Below are 16881 nucleotides of genomic sequence, written 5' to 3'. Positions count from 1 at the left end.
CCGGTCCGGGAAAACGTGGTGACGGGCGCCCGGTCCGGCGGGTACAACAACCACGTGACCACCACCTTGAGACCGACCGCCCCGCAGCACGAGTCCGCCGACGGGGTCCGCTCCCGCGCGTACGAGGTGTGCGTCAACGGCCGGCCCGTCGGCACCGCCGAAGTGAGCACCGACGCCCGGTTCGGCGGAAGGTTCGGGAAGATACGGCACCTGAGCATCGCCGAAGGCGATCGACGGCGGGGGCGCGGCACCGTGGCCGCGCTCGCCGCGGAGGAGGTGCTGCGCGGCTGGGGCTGCACCCAGGTGTCGGCCTCCGTGCCTGCCGACGCCCACGGTGCCCTCGCCCTGACCACCGCCCTCGGCTACACCGCGCGCGGCCACAACATGGTCAAGGACCTGACCGAGTCGCCCGAGCTGCCGCCCGCGACCCGCGTCCGACCGCTCACCGACGCGGAGTACCCGGAGTGGTTCACCCGGGAGCGGGCCAGCTACATCCGTGACTGGATGGACCGCGGCGTGCCCGAGGAGCAGGCCACGACGAAGGCCGACGCCGACTACGCCACCCTGCTCCCCGACGGACCCGCGACCCGCTCCGTCCTGCTCCGGGTGCTCACCCACGAGGACGTCGCCCGTGGGACCATCTGGATCGCGCTCGGCGACCGCTCCGAGAACGGCGAGGGCGCGTACGTCTACGCCGTCGAGGTCGCGCCCGAGCACCGCGGCCAGGGGCACGGCCGCAGCCTGCTGCTGGTCGCCGAGCGCGAGAGCCTGGCCGCCGGCGTCACCCGGCTCGGCCTGCACGTCTTCGCGAACAACACGCCAGCGGTCCGCCTGTACGAGTCGCTGGGCTACCGGTACGTCGTGACGCACATGGTCAAGTCGCTGCTCTAGGCCCGGCCCCGCCGCACCCGCCGGGAGAAGCGAGCGGGTGCGTGCCGGGCCCGCTCCGGCCCCCGGCTACCGCGGCCCGCTCTCGCCGAGCAGCCGGTCCGCGATCTCGGTGATCCGCTCCCGCAGCCCCTCCTGGCTCTTCCCGCCGTCCAGCCGCTCGCCGCCGATCTCGTACGTCGGGGTGCCGGTGACCCCGATCGCCTGCCCCTCGGCCTGGTCCGCGTCCACGGCCAGCAGGTGCCGGCCGTCGATCAGCGCGGTGTCCAACTCCTCGGCGTCAAGGCCCAGTTCCCGCGCCACCTCCACGAGCACCGGCACCCCGCGCGCGTCCAGCTCGGCCACCCGCTCCAGCACCGCCTCCACGTACGGCCAGCCCTGGCCCTGCGCCGCGGCCTCCTCCGCCGCCTGGGCCGCCGCGTACGCGTGCGGGTGCTTGGCCAGCGGGAAGTGCCGCAGCCGAACGTCCAGGGCGTCGCCGTAGCGAGCCCGCAGCTCCCGCAGGTCAGCGAGGGCCGAGCGGCAGTCGGGGCACTGGAGCTCGCACCACACGTCGAGGACGACGGGGGAGCTGGCGGAGTCGGAGCGGGAGGAAGTGGTGGAGTCGTTCGGGCTCATGGGAGCAGTCTTCCAGCCTCCGCGGGAGTAGCCACACTGGGACCTGCGGAGGACACGCTCCCCCGAGATGTCCCGGATATCGCATCGCGCCCCGACCCGATCGTGGCTGAATGCTCGCCCGACGGTGCACGATGGAAGGGACAGCACCCCACGAGCAGGAGGACCGCATGCTGACCTCGACGCTGTGCGCCGCACTGTCGGCGGCGGGCCTGGGCATCGCCGCCATGACGGCGTACCGCAAGCGGTTCCTGGCGGCGACCCGGATCGCCGCGTACGCGCTCGTGCCGCTGGGGCTGGCCATGACCGGGATAGCCGACTGGATCAGCGACCTGGTGTTCAAGCCCTCCGTGTGGCTGGGCTTCGGCGTGCTCGCCGTCTCCGCGCTGCTGTTCGTGATCTGCCGCGCCGTCGAGCGCCGCTCCGAGGAGGGCGGCACCCGCAAGGAGCGCAGGGCAGCGGCGGCGGCCCAGCGCGCGGCGCTGGCCCCGGAGGCGTCCGCGCCCTCGCTCGGTGGTGCCCAGGCCCCCGCGCAGCAGCCCCGGCGCAAGGCCAAGGCGAAGACGAGTGGTGGCGGCGACGAGTTCGCCGATATCGAGGCGATCCTGAAGAAGCACGGAATCTAGCGAACTATCCCCCGTGCGGGGGGCGTTCGTCGTTGCCGATGACCCGGCTCCTGGATCATCGGGCAGCGATGTCGCACTCACCCGGGGAACGCACCCCCGCCCCAGGACCCGTGTCAGGCCCCGCGCCGGGCACCACACAGGCACCCGCCCCGGAGCACCAGGAGGCGCGCGGTTGCCTGTACGCACTGTCCCAGCCACCGCTGATGCTCTTCCTCAGCGTGATCGCCACCCTGCTCCTGCTCGCCGCGGTCCACGACCTCTACCGCTGGTGAGCCGCCGCCGCGGCCCGCCCCCGTCGACCCGCCCCCGCCGACCCGCCCCGGCCCGGCGACGTGCCGCGCGGGCGGCCCGGGCCGCCTCAGACCCCGGCCTCCCGGCGCCGGGCGCGGTAGGCGGCCACGTGCAGACGGTTTCCGCAAGTCCGGCTGTCGCAGTAGCGGCGCGAACGGTTCCGCGACAGGTCGACGAAGGCCCGCTGGCAGTCCGGGGCCTCACACCGCCGCAGCCGCTCGCGCTCACCCGCCACCAGCAGGAACGCCAACGCCATGCCACCGTCGGCGGCGAGGTGGTCGGCGATCGAGGCGCCCGGCGCGAAGTAGTGCACGTGCCAGTCGTAGCCGTCGTGGTCGGTGAGCTGTGGCGTGGTCCCCGCGGCGGCCACCATGGCGTTGAGCAGGGCCGCGGCGGTCGGTGTGTCGGTGGCCGCGAAGACCTCGACGAACCGCGCCCGCGTCGCGTGCACGGCCACCAGGTCGCGCTTGCCGAGTGCGCCCACGTCGCTGATCGCGTGCCGGGTGACGAAGTCGCCGAGCGCCGCCACGTCCGGCAATCCGTCGGGCGCGGCGCCCTCGGGCATCGTGTTCACCAGATCGACGACCGCGTCGAGCGCGCACCGGGTGTCGTGGTTGATCAGCACCATCTGCTCCCTGGCCGGCTGGGTCGGCGGCTGCCCTTCGACTCCCGTGACTCTAGCGGCTGGGAGCGACGACGGTGCCGTCGCCGCGGTCAGAACCGGGCGACGGCACCGCCGTCTCTCGTATGCGGTTGTCGAGTGCCCGCCGTGTCGCGAACCGTCTCCCCGAGTCGGACGGCCCCACGCGGGCGGGAGCCGGCGCGTCGCGATGCGTGACCGCGAGACGTCAGCCCGTGCGCGACGTCAGCTCTCGGCCAGGATGTGCGACAGCTCCGTATCCAGGTCGAAGTGCCGGTGCTCGGTGCCTGGCGGCACGGCGGCGTCTGTTCGCTTCAGGAAGGATTCCAGGGCCCGCGCCGGGGCCTCGAGCAGTGCCTCACCCTCCGGAGAGCTCAGGGCGATGCAGACGACGCCCTGACCGTGGCTGCGGGACGGCCAGACACGGACGTCGCCGGTGCCCGTGGGCCGGTGCAGGCCCTCGGCGAGCAGGTCGCGGGCGAACACCCACTCGACCGTCTCTTCGGCTCCGGTGTGGAAGGTGGCGTGCACGGCATAGGGATCGGCCGTGTCATACCGCAGGCCCGCGGGTACAGGCAGTGAGGACTCGCTCGACACAACGAGGCGCAGGTGCAGCTCGCAGCTGACCGTGGTGTTCATAAGCGCCAGGGCCTTTCGCTCAGTGTGCGCTCGGGGATTCGCACGTCGGCGAAATCGACATGCCACCTACGGTGCCGTTGTAAACCCCTCTGCCCGTTTTGCGGGTCTTCGGGTCGCTCGGCTGGCCGACCCCCCGTTCGCTTAAATCCGCCATTCCAGTGAAGCTGTGCGATCCGGTAGGTTGGCTAGTATGAACGCGGAGAGTGACGGGCGGCAGATGGGCACCGTAACGCCCACGCCACCCGATACGGGGGATACCGAAGAGCGCGAAAAGGCCGAGCCGGTGCTCGGCTCACGGGCGCCGCACTTCATCAAGAAGTCGCGCGCCCTGCATCTGAGCTGGCAGGTCGGCGTCTTCGTGGTGGGCCTCGCGGTGGTCATCGTGGGCATCATCATGCTGCCGCTCCCCGGACCCGGCTGGCTGGTCATCTTCGGTGGCATAGGAATCTGGGCCACCGAGTTCGTCTGGGCCCAGCTCGTCCTGCGCTGGACCAAGCGCAAGGTCAGCGAAGCCACCCAACGCGCCCTCGATCCCAAGGTGCGCCGCCGCAACATCATCCTGACCGTCATCGGCCTGGTGATCGTGGCCGCGGCCCTATCGGTGTACGTCTGGAAGTTCGGCATCGTCATGCCGTGGAAGATCGACGAGTGACCCACCCGTGGTCATAGGCACGGCCTGACATGCGGTAATGTTGGCCGGGCTGAGGGCGATTAGCTCAGTGGGAGAGCGCTTCGTTCACACCGAAGAGGTCACTGGTTCGAACCCAGTATCGCCCACGAAGGCGATAGGCGACTCGTGTCCGCGGAAAGCGCGGACCGGGTCGCCTTCGTCGTTTCTGCTCGGCTTCGCCTCGCCGGGCGGGGGCTCCGCCACCCGCACCCCCGGGGCCCGGCGGGGTGGGGCCGCGGCGTGGGGTGGGGGTGCTCGGCTTCGCCGGAGCGGGGTGGGGCTGGCTCGGCTTCGCCGTCGCGGGGTGGCTCGGCTGCGTCGTAGCAGGGTGAGCCTGGTTTCGGCTGCGAGTGGCGGGGCGGCTCGGCTTCGCCATTGCCGGAGGGCTCGGCTTCGCCGTAGTGGGGTGGGCGTGGGCTCGGCTGTGAGGTGGCGGGGTGGCTCGGCTTCGCCGTAGCGGGGTGGGCTGGGCTTCGTGCGGGACTTGCGGGCCTTGAGGGGGGGCGTGCGGGGCAGGCTGGTGGGCATGGTTGGTTGGCATCACTATCGGTTTCGCAGCTCGTGGACGTTCGCCGCGCCGCCCGACGCGGTGTACGCGGTGCTGGAGCGGGCCGAGGAGTATCCGGCCTGGTGGCCGCAGGTTCGCGCGGCCGAGGCGGAGGGCGAGTTCAGTGGGTCGCTGCGGGTTCGTTCGTTCCTGCCGTACGACCTCCTCCTCGCCGCGCGGGCCACGCGGCGCGATCCCGTGGCCCGGGTGCTGGAGATCGCGATGACCGGGGACCTGGAGGGCTGGGCGCGGTGGACCGTGCGGGCCGGCGCGCGGGGGGAGGGGTGTCGGGCGCTCTTCGAGCAGGAGGTCGAGTTGTGCAAGCCCTTCCTGCGGCGCCTGGGGTTGCCGTGCCGGCCGTTCCTCGTGCTCAACCACGCGCTGATGATGCGCGGCGGCCAGCGCGGGCTGCGGGCCTTGCTGGGTGTCGGGCCCGGGTAGCGAACGCGGTTTGAACAACGGTCGCCGCGACCTGTATTGTTCAACTCGTTCGCGGGAAAGCCCCCAGGGATAACCGCCGAATAGCCGGGCGATTAGCTCAGTGGGAGAGCGCTTCGTTCACACCGAAGAGGTCACTGGTTCGAACCCAGTATCGCCCACCCGGAATCGACAAGGCGCCGTACTCCATGAGGAGTGCGGCGCTTTGCGTTGCCCCTCGCGCATTCCTCGATGGTGTAGCTGGATACACCCCGACATGGGGGAGTGCTCCATGGTGGGCCCCACCGCCGCCTCCCTACCGTGAACCGCGACAAAGCCGGTGGGACGGGCCGGGTGGCGGCGAGGAAGGTGGCGAAGATGAGCGGTGCGACCAAGGGCGTGCTGTGGCTGATGCTCGGGCTGTGCCTGGGGGCCAACGTGATTCTGACCGTGGTGCTCGACGGCGGCGGGACGGAGACCGTGTTGAGCGTGCTGACCGGCGTCTGCGCCCTCGCGGCCGGTGTGGGGCTGGCCGCCGCGCGTCGGGCCGAGCGCTGAGCCGCCCCCTCGCGCGTGCTGGCCGGCCGCGCCTCCTCGGGTGATCTCGGTGGTGTGGCGTCCAACCCGCCTCGCGCGTCGCGGAGTTGGGGGAGCGTGTGGCGCGAGGGGGTGGTGGGTCGGGGCGGGGAGAGGGGCGGTGCGCGGCGTGATCGTCCCGGGGGCGGGGCGCGGCCGAGGGGCGGGGGTGCGGCGAACCGTTTCGCGGGAGGGGTGCCCCGCTCGGTACGATTCGAGTCGCGCAGTGTTCGCTGTCGCGCGACCCATACGTCAGGAGAGACCGGTGTCAGACGTCCGTGTGATCATCCAACGCGATTCCGAGCGGGAAGAACGCGTGGTCACGACGGGCACGACGGCCGCCGCGCTCTTCGATGGCGAGCGCTCCGTGGTCGCCGCCCGGGTGGCCGGCGAGCTGAAGGACCTGGCGTACGAGGTGGCCGACGGCGATGCCGTCGAGCCCGTCGACATCACCTCCGAGGACGGCCTGAACATCCTGCGGCACTCCACCGCGCACGTGATGGCGCAGGCCGTGCAGGAGCTGTTCCCGGAGGCCAAGCTCGGCATCGGCCCGCCCATCCGGGACGGCTTCTACTACGACTTCGACGTCGAGACGCCCTTCCACCCCGACGACCTCAAGCGCATCGAGAAGAAGATGCAGGAGATCCAGAAGCGGGGGCAGCGGTTCTCGCGCCGGGCGGTCAGCGACGAGGCCGCGCGCGAGGAGCTGGCGGGCGAGCCGTACAAGCTGGAGCTGATCGGGCTCAAGGGTTCCGCGGCCGACGCCGCCGAGGGCGCGTCCGCCGAGGTCGGCGCCGGCGAGCTGACGATCTACGACAACCTCGACGCCAAGACCGGCGAGCTGTGCTGGAAGGACCTGTGCCGCGGCCCGCACCTGCCGTCGACGCGGGCCATCCCCGCCTTCAAGCTGATGCGCTCGGCCGCCGCGTACTGGCGGGGCAGCGAGAAGAACCCCCAGCTCCAGCGCATCTACGGCACCGCGTGGCCGACCAGGGACGAGCTCAAGGCGCACCTGGAGTTCCTCGCCGAGGCCGAGAAGCGCGACCACCGCAAGCTGGGTTCCGAACTGGACCTGTTCTCCATCCCCGAGGAGCTGGGCTCCGGCCTCGCGGTCTTCCACCCCAAGGGTGGCGTGGTGCGCAAGGTCATGGAGGACTACTCGCGCCGGCGGCACGAGGAGGCGGACTACGAGTTCGTCAACACCCCGCACATCTCGAAGGAGAAGCTCTTCGAGACCTCGGGGCACCTGCCGAACTACGCCGACGGCATGTTCCCGCCGCTGGAGTTCGACGGGCAGAACTACCGGCTCAAGGCCATGAACTGCCCCATGCACAACCTGATCTTCAAGGCCCGTGGCCGCTCCTACCGGGAGCTGCCGCTGCGCATGTTCGAGTTCGGCACGGTCTACCGGTACGAGAAGTCGGGCGTCGTGCACGGCCTCACCCGGGCCCGTGGCTTCACGCAGGACGACTCGCACATCTACTGCACCAAGGAGCAGATGCCGCAGGAGCTGGACGACCTGCTCACCTTCGTGCTGAACCTGCTGCGCGACTACGGCCTGAACGAGTTCGAGCTGGAGCTGTCCACCCGCGACCCCGAGTCCGACAAGTTCATCGGCGAGGACGCGGAGTGGGAGGAGGCCACCGAGGCGCTGCGGCTGGCGGCCGAGAAGCAGGGCCTGCCGCTGGTGCCCGACCCGGGCGGGGCGGCGTACTACGGGCCGAAGATCTCCGTGCAGGCCAAGGACGCCATCGGGCGCTCCTGGCAGATGAGCACCATCCAGGTGGACTTCCAGCAGCCCAAGCGGTTCAACCTGGAGTACACGGCCGCCGACGGCTCGCGGCAGCAGCCCGTCATGATCCACCGGGCGCTGTTCGGCTCCATCGAGCGGTTCTTCGCGGTGCTCCTCGAGCACTACGCGGGCGCCTTCCCGGCGTGGCTGGCCCCGGTGCAGGCGGTCGGCATCCCCATCGGCGACGGGCACGTGCCCTACCTGGCGGAGTTCGCGGCCGAGGCCAAGGCCAGGGGGCTGCGGATCGAGGTCGACTCCTCGTCGGACCGGATGCAGAAGAAGATCCGCAACGCGCAGAAGGCGAAGATCCCCTTCATGGTCATCGCGGGCGACGAGGACGTGGCCGCCGACGCGGTCAGCTTCCGCTACCGCGACGGCTCGCAGAAGAACGGCATCCCGCGGGCGGAGGCCATCGCGGAGATCGTGGACGCCGTGGAGCGCCGCGTCCAGGTGTGACCGACCGGGCCCCCGCCGTCCCGCCCCCCCGGGCGGGCGGCGGGGGCCCTGGCGTCGCCGCCGCTGGTCGGGCCGGCCGAGCGGGCGGCGGGGCCGCCCGGGGCGCCCCGCGCCACCGCCCCACCGGGGAATATGCTGGCGCGCATGACGAGTGAGCCGGAGCAGCAGATCGGAGTCGGCACCCAGGACGCCTTCCAGCGCCTGTGGACGCCGCATCGGATGGCGTACATCCAGGGCGAGAACAAGCCGACCGGTCCGGGCGCTGATGACGGCTGTCCGTTCTGCACGATCCCCGACAAGAGTGACGAGGACGGGTTGATCATCGCCCGGGGCCAGCACGTGTACGCGGTGCTCAACCTGTACCCGTACACCTCCGGGCACCTCATGTCGGTCCCGTTCCGGCACGTCGCCGACTACACGGAGCTGCGCGCCGACGAGACGGCCGAGCTCGCCGAGTTCACCAAGGCCGCCATGACCGCGCTGCGCACCGCCTCCGGCGCGCACGGCTTCAACATCGGCATGAACCAGGGCAGCGTCGCGGGGGCCGGCATCGCCGCGCACCTGCACCAGCACGTGGTGCCGCGCTGGGGCGGCGACACGAACTTCATGCCCATCGTGGCCACCACCCGCGTCCTGCCCCAACTGCTCGCCGACACCCGGCAGTTGCTTGCCGACGTCTGGCCGCTGTCCTGACCTGGCCGGGCCCGTCCCACGGCGCGGGCCGACGGCCCGCGCCCCCGTCCGCCCCGCCACCCGGTCCCCGGGCGGCAACGCACCTGCGGCCCGCTCCCGGATGACCGGGAGCGGGCCGCAGGTGCGCGTTCGCGTGGGCCGGGTGGGAGCCGGGCCGGGGGCCGTCAGGCGTCGTACAGGTCGGCCTTGCGGGGCGTCGCGTCCTGCACCGCGCCGCTGAGGGCGAGCGAGCGGTTGCCGAAGCGCTCGGTGTCCACGCCGTTGTCGCGCAGCACCCGCAGCGCCGCGTCGTGCACCACGCGCAGCACCGGGGTCGCGGCGCGCAGCGCGTCGTCCGCCATGAAGCGGTGCCGCCAGGGCTTGTCGGCCCAGGCGTGCCGCAGGCCGAAGGGCTCGGGCAGGGTGAGCTTGCCGCCGAGGTAGTCGAGGAGCGGCGGGTACCAGGTGAAGGGGGCCCGGGCCGCGAGCCGCACCACCTCGCTGGCCTCGACCAGCGGCTGCGGGATGCTCCGGGTCTCCCAGAACTTGATGGTCTTGTTGACCGTCTTGGTCTTCGGCGACGGCTTGGTCGTGAAGAGCGGGTGTACCGGGCCCAGGGCGTGCCCCGTCACCTCGATGCGCAGCGTCTTGTGCAGCACGGTCACGGTGATGAGCATGGTGATCACGAGCTGGCCGTCCCAGAGCACGAACTGCACGCCCAGGTAGTGCCGGTCGCCGCTGTCGAACTGCTGGTCGTTGCAGATGCGCTGCAACTCGACGCCCTTGACCTGGAAGCCCTCCTCCTCCGTGCTTCCGCTGCGGGCCACCGACTTGGCGCCCTCGCCGACGGCGGAGACCACCCAGTGCCGCACGGAGGGGGTGGGGAAGCCGCCGGTGTGCAGCGGGCCGCGCTCCAGCAGCTTGAGCTGGTCGTGGATGGCCTTTATGACGTCCCAGCTACGGAACGGGTTGATCTCCTTGTCCGCCTCGCTGGGCACCAGGTCCTCGGCGAGCTGCCAGGTGCCCCAGCGGGTGCCCATGCCCAGTATTCCCTTGGGCCCGGCGTAGAAGACGATGTTGCTGCGCTGCTCCGCGGTGAGCTTCTCCAGGTTCTTGCGCAACTGCTCGGCCGCCGTCTCGCCGGGGTTGCGGGGCACGGCCTCGGGCACCTTGGCGCCCAGGCCGCCGCCGGTCAGCAGCGCGGTCCAGCGATCCCGCAGGTCCTTGGCGGTGCGCTCGCTGATCTGCTTTGCGATGAACCAGCCCACCACCGGCGCGACGAGCATCACCCGGGCGTAGATCCACCAGAAGTTGTCCGTCGGCGCCTCGATCATCCCGTACACGACGAGCCCGACGGCGACCAGGGCCAGCAGGATGCCGAGGGCGCCGGCGCGCTTGTTCTTCGAGCCCGCCATCGTGCGCCGGATCTGGAACGCGGCGAGCCAGAGCAGCACGCCGGGCAGGAACAGCAGCCCGAAGACGACCATGACCACGGTCAGCCGCGCGTCCCGGGTCTTGCGGATGCGGTTGGCCGCCAGGCAGTGCTCGACCACGGTCTGTGGCTCTATGCCGAAGGACTGGATGATCTGGTTGCGGGCGCCGCCGAGCATGCGGACCTGGACGGCGCGCGAGAACGCCTCACCGAGGTTGGGTTCGAAGAGGGAGAACCGCGGCGGCTTGACCTCGGAGACCGTCCACTCGGAGTTGGCGTCGAGCAGCTTGCTGACCTCGCTGTCGCGGTAGGCGGCCGAGGCGAGCGCCTGTGTCGCGGCCGTCTGCCCGGCCGCCCCGGAGAGCGGCACCTGCGCCCCGGGACTGAAGTCGAATCCATCCGCCGTCACTACCGCCCCCAATGCCACAGACCTGCGTTGCCGCGGCTTGTTCCCGACTGGCGTTCTCGACACGTGTCCCGCGCCGCAGCGGCTCGCCGCTGAGCCGCCCTCCAGCGTATCCGCGGCGGGTACCGCCTGTCCTCACCGCCTCGAAAGCCGTCCGTGGCAGGGCCGTTGGGGGCGGCGGCGCGCGTACTATGCCTGGCTTTCCGCCGGTTCGCGCATGCGCTCGGCGAGCTGCGGGGGCATCGGCTCGTGGCGCACGTACGAGCGATCGAAGCGGCCCGTGCCGTGCGAGAGCGAGCGGAGGTCCACGGCGTAGCGGCTGATTTCCCACTCCGGCACCTCGGCCCGCACCAGCGTGAGCCCGGAGCCGGTCTGCTCGGTGCCCACCACCCGGCCCCGGCGCCCGGACAGATCGCTCATCACCGCCCCGACGTACTCGTCAGCGATGCTCACACGCAGCTCACACACCGGCTCCAACAGGTCGATGCGGCAGTCGGCCGCGGCCTCGCGCAGCGCGAGCGCGCCGGCGGTCTGGAACGCGGCGTCGGAGGAGTCCACCGAGTGCGCCTTCCCGTCCACCAGCGTGACGCGGACGTCCACCAGCGGGTAGCCGGCCGCGACGCCGCGCGCCGCCTGCGCGCGCACGCCCTTCTCCACGGAGGGCACGAACTGCCGTGGCACGGCCCCGCCGACGACCTTGTCCACGAACTCGATGCCCGAGCCGGCCGGCAGCGGCTCCACCTCGATCTCGCAGATGGCGTACTGGCCGTGGCCGCCGGACTGCTTGACGTGCCGGCCCCGGCCGCTGGCCGCGGCGCCGAACGTCTCGCGCAGCGACACCCTGTGCGGCACGGCGTCCACGCGCACCCCGTACCGGGCGCGCAGCCGCTCCAGCGCGACGTCCACGTGCGCCTCGCCCAGGCACCACAACACCACCTGGTGGGTGTCCGGGTTGTGTTCCAGGCGCATCGTCGGGTCCTCGGCGACCAGCCGGGCCAGGCCCTGCGAGAGCTTGTCCTCGTCGGCCTTGCTGTGTGCCTCGATGGCGATCGGCAGCAGCGGCTCCGGCATCACCCACGGCTCCATCAGGAGCGGGTCGTCCTTGGCGGAGAGGGTGTCGCCGGTCTCGGCCCGGCTCAGCTTGCCCACGCACGCCAGGTCGCCCGCGATCGCCTGCGGCACGGTGTGCTGCTGCTTGCCGAAGGGCGCGGAGAGGGCACCGACGCGCTCGTCCACGTCGTGGTCCTCGTGACCCCGGTCCTCAAGGCCGTGCCCGGAGACGTGCACCGTCTCGTCGGGGCGCAGCGTGCCGGAGAAGATCCGCACCAACGAGACGCGACCGACGTACGGGTCGGACGAGGTCTTCACGACCTCGGCGGCCAGCGGACCCGCGGGATCGCAGGTGAGGGCCGGTCGCGGCGCGCCCTGGGGCGTGGTCACGGGCGGGGCCGCGCGCTCCAGCGGCGTGGGGAAGCCGCCGGTGATCAGCTCCAGGAGTTCGGTGGTGCCGAGTCCCTGCCGGGAGCCGCCCGCGGCCGGGGCGGCGGCCAGCACCGGGTGGAAGGAGCCGCGCGCCACCGCCCGCTCCAGGTCCTCGACGAGCGTCTTGACGTCGATCTCCTCGCCGCCGAGGTAGCGGTCCATGAGGGTCTCGTCCTCGCTTTCGGCGATGATGCCCTCGATGAGCCGGTCGCGGGCCGTGGCCACCAGTGGGGCCTCTTCCGCGTCCGGCGGGCGCGGGGTGCGCTCGCCCGAGCCGTAGTCGTAGACCTGTTCCGAGAGCAGGCCGATCAGCCCGATGACCGGTCGGTGCCCGTCGGGGCCGGCGTCGCCGTGCAGCGGCAGGTACAGCGGCAGCACCGCGTCGGGGTCGTCGCCGCCGAAGGCGTCGCGGCAGGTCTCGGTCATCTCGGCGAAGTCGGCGCGCGCTGCCTCCAAATGGGTGATGACGATGGCCCGGGGCATGCCGACGGCGGCGCACTCCTCCCACACCATGCGCGTCGCACCGTCCACGCCGTCCGCGGCGGACACCACGAAAAGGGCCGCGTCCGCGGCTCGCAGACCGGCCCTCAGCTCCCCGACGAAGTCGGCGTAGCCTGGTGTGTCCAGGAGATTGATCTTGATTCCGCCCCATTCGACCGGGACCAGCGAGAGCTGTACGGACCGGTGCTGCCGGTGCTCGATCGCGTCGTAGTCGGACAGGCAGCCCCCGTCCTCGACCCGGCCGGCCCGGTTCACCGCTCCGGTGGCCAGCGCCAGCGCCTCCACCAGTGTCGTCTTGCCCGCCCCGCTGTGGCCGACCAGCACCACGTTCCGGATCGCGCTGGGATGGTCGGCCGTCGTCGCCCTGCCGGCGGCCCCTGGATGCGTGCTCGTCTTCTCGCCCATGTGTCTCGACCTCCCGGTTGACACCCGCGTCCTTCGAGCTTTCCACCGCGGTCATGGCGCGTCCATACGTCGCACATGGCCCCGTAACCCCGCACGCCGGGCCCGCCCCGCGCCCGCCACCACCACCTCCGCTGCCCGACCCGGACCGAGCGGCGGACCCGGCTGGCGAGGGCGGACGAAGGGCGGGGGAGGGCGGTTGGCCGCCGGCCACCGGTGCGGGTCGGCGCCCCGTCGCGGGGCCCGCCCGCCGCCCGCCGTGGCGCCCCAGGTCGCCGGGCGATGGCGCGCGTGCGCGGCGCGCCATGCCGCGTGGCTACGATGGGCCAGCCGGTGGCCTGCTGACCACGCGGCCCATTTCGACCCTTCGGGAAGGCCATGCTGAACAAGTACGCGCGTGCGTTCTTCACGCGTGTTCTCACGCCGTTCGCCGCCCTGCTCATCCGGCTCGGGGTCAGCCCCGACGCCGTGACCCTCATCGGAACCGGTGGGGTCATGGCCGGCGCGCTGGTCTTCTACCCCCAGGGCGAGTTCTTCTGGGGCACGGTGGTCATCACCCTGTTCGTCTTCTCCGACCTGGTCGACGGCAACATGGCGCGCCAGCTCGGCCGCTCAAGCCGCTGGGGCGCCTTCCTCGACTCGACGCTCGACCGGGTCGCCGACGGCGCGATCTTCGGCGGGCTCGCCCTCTGGTACGCCGGTGGCGGCGACAGCATCACGCTGTGCGCGGTGACCATCTTCTGCCTGGCCAGCGGCCAGGTCGTGTCGTACACCAAGGCCCGCGGCGAGTCCATCGGGCTGCCGGTGAACGTCAACGGCCTCGTCGAGCGTGCCGAGCGCCTGGTCGTCTCGCTGGTGGCGTGCGGCTTGTCGGGGCTGCACGCGTTCGGCGTCCCGCACATCGACATCCTGCTGCCCATCGCGCTGTGGGCGGTCGGTGTGGGCAGCCTGGTCACCCTGATCCAGCGCGTGATCACCGTGCGGCGCGAGGCGCTTGAGGCGGACGCCGAGGACGGCGACGACGCCTCGGCGACCACCACCGCGGCCGGCGCCTCGGCTCGCGGGGGGAGCGAGCGGGCGTGAGGGAACGCCTGACCGACGGGCTCTACGGGCTGGGCTGGAGCACCCTGAAGGCGCTGCCCGACCCGGTCGTCACTCGCCTCGGCCAGCACGCCGCCGACGCCGTGTGGCGCCGCCGCGGCGCCGGGGTGCGCCAGTTGGAGGCGAACCTGGCGCGGGTGGTGTCCGACCCGACCGCGCGCCGCCTGGCCGCGCTGTCCCGGCTCGGCATGCGCTCGTACACGCGCTACTGGCTGGAGTCCTTCCGGCTGCCGACCTGGGGCGAGGACCGTATCCGCGACAGCTTCGCGCCGGCCGGCGTGCACCACCTGGAGGAGGGCCTGGCCAGCGGGCGCGGGGTGGTCGTCGCCCTGCCGCACATGGCCAACTACGACCTGGCCGGGGCGTGGGTCGCCACCAGGCTCGGGGCGCCGTTCACCACCGTCATGGAGCGGCTCAAGCCCGAATCTCTCTACGACCGGTTCGTCGCCTACCGCGAGAGCCTGGGCATGGAGGTGCTGCCGCACACCGGCGGCAGCGCGTTCGGCGCGCTCGCGCGGCGGCTGCGCGCCGGCGGCCTGGTGTGCCTGGTCGCCGACCGCGACCTGTCGGCGTCCGGCGTCGAGGTGACGTTCTTCGGCGAGACCACGAAGATGCCCGGCGGACCCGCCTCGCTGGCCGTGCGCACCGGGGCGCTGCTGCTGCCGGTGACGCTGTGGTACGACCGGTCGCCGGTCATGCACGGCCGGTTGCACCCGGCCATCGAGGACCCGGGCACCGGCACCCGCGCCGAGCGGACCGCCGTGATGACCCAGCGCCTCGCCGACGTCTTCGCCGAGGGCATCGCGGACCACCCCTACGACTGGCACATGCTCCAACCGCTGTGGCTCAGCGATCTCGACCCCCGCCCGGACAACACCCGCGCGGACAACCCCGGCAGCCCCGGAACGGAGCCGAGTTGAGAATCGGGATCGTCTGCCCGTACTCGTGGGACGTCCCCGGCGGCGTGCAATTTCACATCCGTGACCTGGCGGAACACCTCATCCGCAGCGGGCACCAGGTGTCGGTGCTCGCCCCCGCCGACGAGGACACGCCCCTGCCGTCCTACGCCGTCTCCGCGGGCCGGGCCGTACCCGTTCCGTACAACGGCTCGGTCGCCCGGCTGAACTTCGGGTTCCTGTCCGCCGCCCGGGTGCGCCGCTGGCTGCACGAGGGCGACTTCGACGTGATCCACATCCACGAGCCCACCTCGCCCTCGCTCGGCCTGCTGGCGTGCTGGGCGGCGCAGGGCCCGATCGTGGCCACCTTCCACACCTCCAACCCGCGCTCGCGGGCGATGATCGCCGCGTACCCGATCCTGCAGGCCGCGCTGGAGAAGATCAGCGCGCGCATCGCGGTCAGCGAGTACGCCAGGCGCACCCTCGTCGAGCACCTGGGCGGCGACGCCGTGGTCATCCCCAACGGCGTGGACGTCGACTTCTTCGCGCGGGCCGAGCCCAAACGGGAGTGGTGCGGCGCGTCGAACGGCGGCGCCGAAGGGGAGACCATCGGGTTCATCGGCCGCATCGACGAGCCGCGCAAGGGGCTGCCGGTGCTGATGCGGGCGCTCCCCGAGATCCTCGCCGAGCGTCCGGGGACCCGCCTGCTGGTCGCCGGCCGCGGCGACGAGGAGGAGGCCGTCGCCGACCTGCCCGAGGCCATGCGGGACCGGGTGGAGTTCCTCGGCATGGTCAGTGACGAGGACAAGGCCCGGCTGCTGCGCAGCGTGGACCTGTACGTGGCGCCCAACACCGGCGGCGAGAGCTTCGGGATCATCCTGGTCGAGGCGATGTCGGCGGGCGCGCCGGTGCTGGCCAGCGACCTGGACGCGTTCGCCCAGGTGCTCGACCAGGGCGAGGCGGGCGAACTGTTCCGCAACGAGGACGCGAGCGCGCTGGCCGAGGCCGCGGTGCGGCTGCTGGCCGACCCGGCGCGGCGGGCCGCGCTGCGCGCCCGCGGCGCCCGGCACGTACGCCGCTTCGACTGGGTCACGGTCGGCGCGGACATCCTGGCCGTCTACGAGACGGTCACCGCGGGCGCGGCATCGGTGGCCACCGACGAGCGTTCGACGCCGCGCTTCCGGTTCGGGCTCAGCCGCGAGTAGCCGCGCGCCCGGCGGACGCGGGGCCGGGGCGGGCCGCGCGGGGGCTCGGACGGTGCTCGGAAGCCGGTACCGTGACCCCGCGTGACCACTTTGATCTGGATCGCGGTCGTTCTCCTCGCCATCGCCGGGTATCTGCTCTGGACCGCCGGCCGCCTGGACCGGCTGCACACCCGGCTGGACGCGACCCGCGCGGCGCTGGACGCGCAGTTGCTACGGCGCGCCTCGGTGGCCCAGGAGTTGGCCACCTCAAGCCTGCTCGACCCGGCCGCCTCGATCGTGCTCTACCAGGCGGCGCAGGCCGCGCGGCAGGCCGAGGAGGAGCACCGGGAGGTGGCCGAGAGCGAGCTGAGCCAGGCGCTGCGCGCGGTCTTCGCCGAGTCCGCCCAGGTGGAGGCGGTGCAACAGGCGCCGGGCGGCGACGCGGCGATGGGGGAGTTGGTGGAGGCGGTCCGCCGGGTGCCGATGGCCAGGCGGTTCCACAACGACGCGGTGCGCGCGGCGCGGGCCCTGCGCCGGCACCGCAAGGTGCGCTGGTTCCGGCTCGCGGGCCACGCGCCGTTCCCGCTGGCCTTCGAGATGGACGACGAACTCCCGGCCGCGCTGGCCGACCGGGTGGCCTGAGGCGCG

The 16881-nt window shown here is 72.3% G+C and carries 17 protein-coding genes and 2 tRNA genes; 14 read left to right on the top strand and 5 right to left on the bottom strand.

Annotated features, from left to right (window positions below; translation table 11 throughout):
• Window positions 1–54 precede the first annotated feature (54 nt).
• Window positions 55–891 carry a GNAT family N-acetyltransferase gene (locus tag AC3CHW_RS04355; RefSeq protein WP_459246271.1) on the top strand — a complete coding sequence of 279 codons (837 nt, stop codon included), beginning with the start codon at window positions 55–57 and terminating at the stop codon, window positions 889–891.
• Between the two features lie 66 nt (window positions 892–957).
• On the opposite strand, the gene AC3CHW_RS04350 is transcribed toward AC3CHW_RS04355, so the two are convergent.
• Entirely contained in the window at window positions 958–1506 is a 549-nt protein-coding gene (locus AC3CHW_RS04350; protein ID WP_488469610.1) for a DsbA family protein, read from the bottom strand.
• A 167-nt stretch (window positions 1507–1673) separates the two neighbouring features.
• Between AC3CHW_RS04350 and AC3CHW_RS04345 the strand changes: the two genes are divergently transcribed.
• Window positions 1674–2129, top strand: a complete 456-nt coding sequence (locus tag AC3CHW_RS04345) for a hypothetical protein (RefSeq protein WP_176164964.1) — start codon at window positions 1674–1676, stop codon at window positions 2127–2129.
• 110 nt (window positions 2130–2239) lie between these two features.
• Entirely contained in the window at window positions 2240–2401 is a 162-nt protein-coding gene (locus tag AC3CHW_RS04340) for a hypothetical protein (RefSeq protein ID WP_359326523.1), read from the top strand.
• Between the two features lie 86 nt (window positions 2402–2487).
• Here AC3CHW_RS04340 and AC3CHW_RS04335 read toward each other — a convergent pair whose 3' ends face one another.
• Complete coding sequence (locus AC3CHW_RS04335) at window positions 2488–3045, bottom strand: CGNR zinc finger domain-containing protein (RefSeq protein WP_187061189.1); 558 nt, start codon at window positions 3043–3045, stop codon at window positions 2488–2490.
• Window positions 3046–3285: 240 nt separating this feature from the next.
• Entirely contained in the window at window positions 3286–3699 is a 414-nt protein-coding gene (locus AC3CHW_RS04330; protein WP_003959770.1) for an SsgA family sporulation/cell division regulator, read from the bottom strand.
• 190 nt (window positions 3700–3889) lie between these two features.
• Here AC3CHW_RS04330 and AC3CHW_RS04325 point away from each other — a divergent pair, with 190 nt between their 5' ends.
• The 7 genes from AC3CHW_RS04325 (at window position 3890) to AC3CHW_RS04295 (ending at window position 8850) form a co-directional block, all read left to right on the top strand.
• Entirely contained in the window at window positions 3890–4351 is a 462-nt protein-coding gene (locus AC3CHW_RS04325) for a TIGR02611 family protein (protein ID WP_488469609.1), read from the top strand.
• A 53-nt stretch (window positions 4352–4404) separates the two neighbouring features.
• Window positions 4405–4476: transfer RNA gene (locus AC3CHW_RS04320), tRNA-Val, on the top strand.
• A 419-nt stretch (window positions 4477–4895) separates the two neighbouring features.
• A complete protein-coding gene (locus AC3CHW_RS04315) occupies window positions 4896–5357 on the top strand; it encodes an SRPBCC family protein (protein WP_459246273.1) in 462 nt (153 codons plus the stop codon).
• A gap of 86 nt (window positions 5358–5443) precedes the next feature.
• Window positions 5444–5515: transfer RNA gene (locus tag AC3CHW_RS04310), tRNA-Val, on the top strand.
• A gap of 196 nt (window positions 5516–5711) precedes the next feature.
• Entirely contained in the window at window positions 5712–5891 is a 180-nt protein-coding gene (locus AC3CHW_RS04305; RefSeq protein WP_176164968.1) for a hypothetical protein, read from the top strand.
• A gap of 283 nt (window positions 5892–6174) precedes the next feature.
• Window positions 6175–8157 carry a threonine--tRNA ligase gene (thrS, locus tag AC3CHW_RS04300; protein WP_488469608.1) on the top strand — a complete coding sequence of 661 codons (1983 nt, stop codon included), beginning with the start codon at window positions 6175–6177 and terminating at the stop codon, window positions 8155–8157.
• Between the two features lie 132 nt (window positions 8158–8289).
• Entirely contained in the window at window positions 8290–8850 is a 561-nt protein-coding gene (locus tag AC3CHW_RS04295) for an HIT family protein (RefSeq protein ID WP_277319119.1), read from the top strand.
• Between the two features lie 164 nt (window positions 8851–9014).
• Here the strand turns inward: AC3CHW_RS04295 and AC3CHW_RS04290 are convergent, their stop codons facing one another.
• Both AC3CHW_RS04290 and AC3CHW_RS04285 read right to left on the bottom strand, forming a co-directional pair.
• Window positions 9015–10670, bottom strand: coding sequence for a hypothetical protein (locus tag AC3CHW_RS04290; protein WP_488469607.1), 1656 nt, complete (start codon window positions 10668–10670; stop codon window positions 9015–9017).
• Window positions 10671–10856: 186 nt separating this feature from the next.
• A complete protein-coding gene (locus AC3CHW_RS04285; protein ID WP_488469606.1) occupies window positions 10857–13055 on the bottom strand; it encodes an elongation factor G-like protein EF-G2 in 2199 nt (732 codons plus the stop codon).
• Between the two features lie 375 nt (window positions 13056–13430).
• On the opposite strand from AC3CHW_RS04285, the gene pgsA reads away from it, so the two are divergent.
• The 4 genes from pgsA (at window position 13431) to AC3CHW_RS04265 (ending at window position 16875) form a co-directional block, all read left to right on the top strand.
• Entirely contained in the window at window positions 13431–14135 is a 705-nt protein-coding gene (pgsA, locus tag AC3CHW_RS04280) for a phosphatidylinositol phosphate synthase (protein ID WP_398606771.1), read from the top strand.
• On the top strand, window positions 14132–15073 hold the full coding sequence (locus AC3CHW_RS04275) for a phosphatidylinositol mannoside acyltransferase (protein WP_488469605.1): 942 nt from the start codon (window positions 14132–14134) through the stop codon (window positions 15071–15073). Before pgsA ends, AC3CHW_RS04275 begins: the two co-directional genes overlap by 4 nt.
• On the top strand, window positions 15070–16254 hold the full coding sequence (locus AC3CHW_RS04270; RefSeq protein ID WP_398606773.1) for a glycosyltransferase family 4 protein: 1185 nt from the start codon (window positions 15070–15072) through the stop codon (window positions 16252–16254). The genes AC3CHW_RS04275 and AC3CHW_RS04270 overlap by 4 nt, the downstream gene beginning before the upstream one ends.
• A gap of 81 nt (window positions 16255–16335) precedes the next feature.
• On the top strand, window positions 16336–16875 hold the full coding sequence (locus AC3CHW_RS04265) for a hypothetical protein (RefSeq protein WP_176164976.1): 540 nt from the start codon (window positions 16336–16338) through the stop codon (window positions 16873–16875).
• Window positions 16876–16881: the final 6 nt, after the last annotated feature.

This window comes from Streptomyces sp. MGP-BFMKR1 (assembly GCF_057766585.1).
This window is presented reverse-complemented; position numbering and strand designations above follow the sequence as displayed.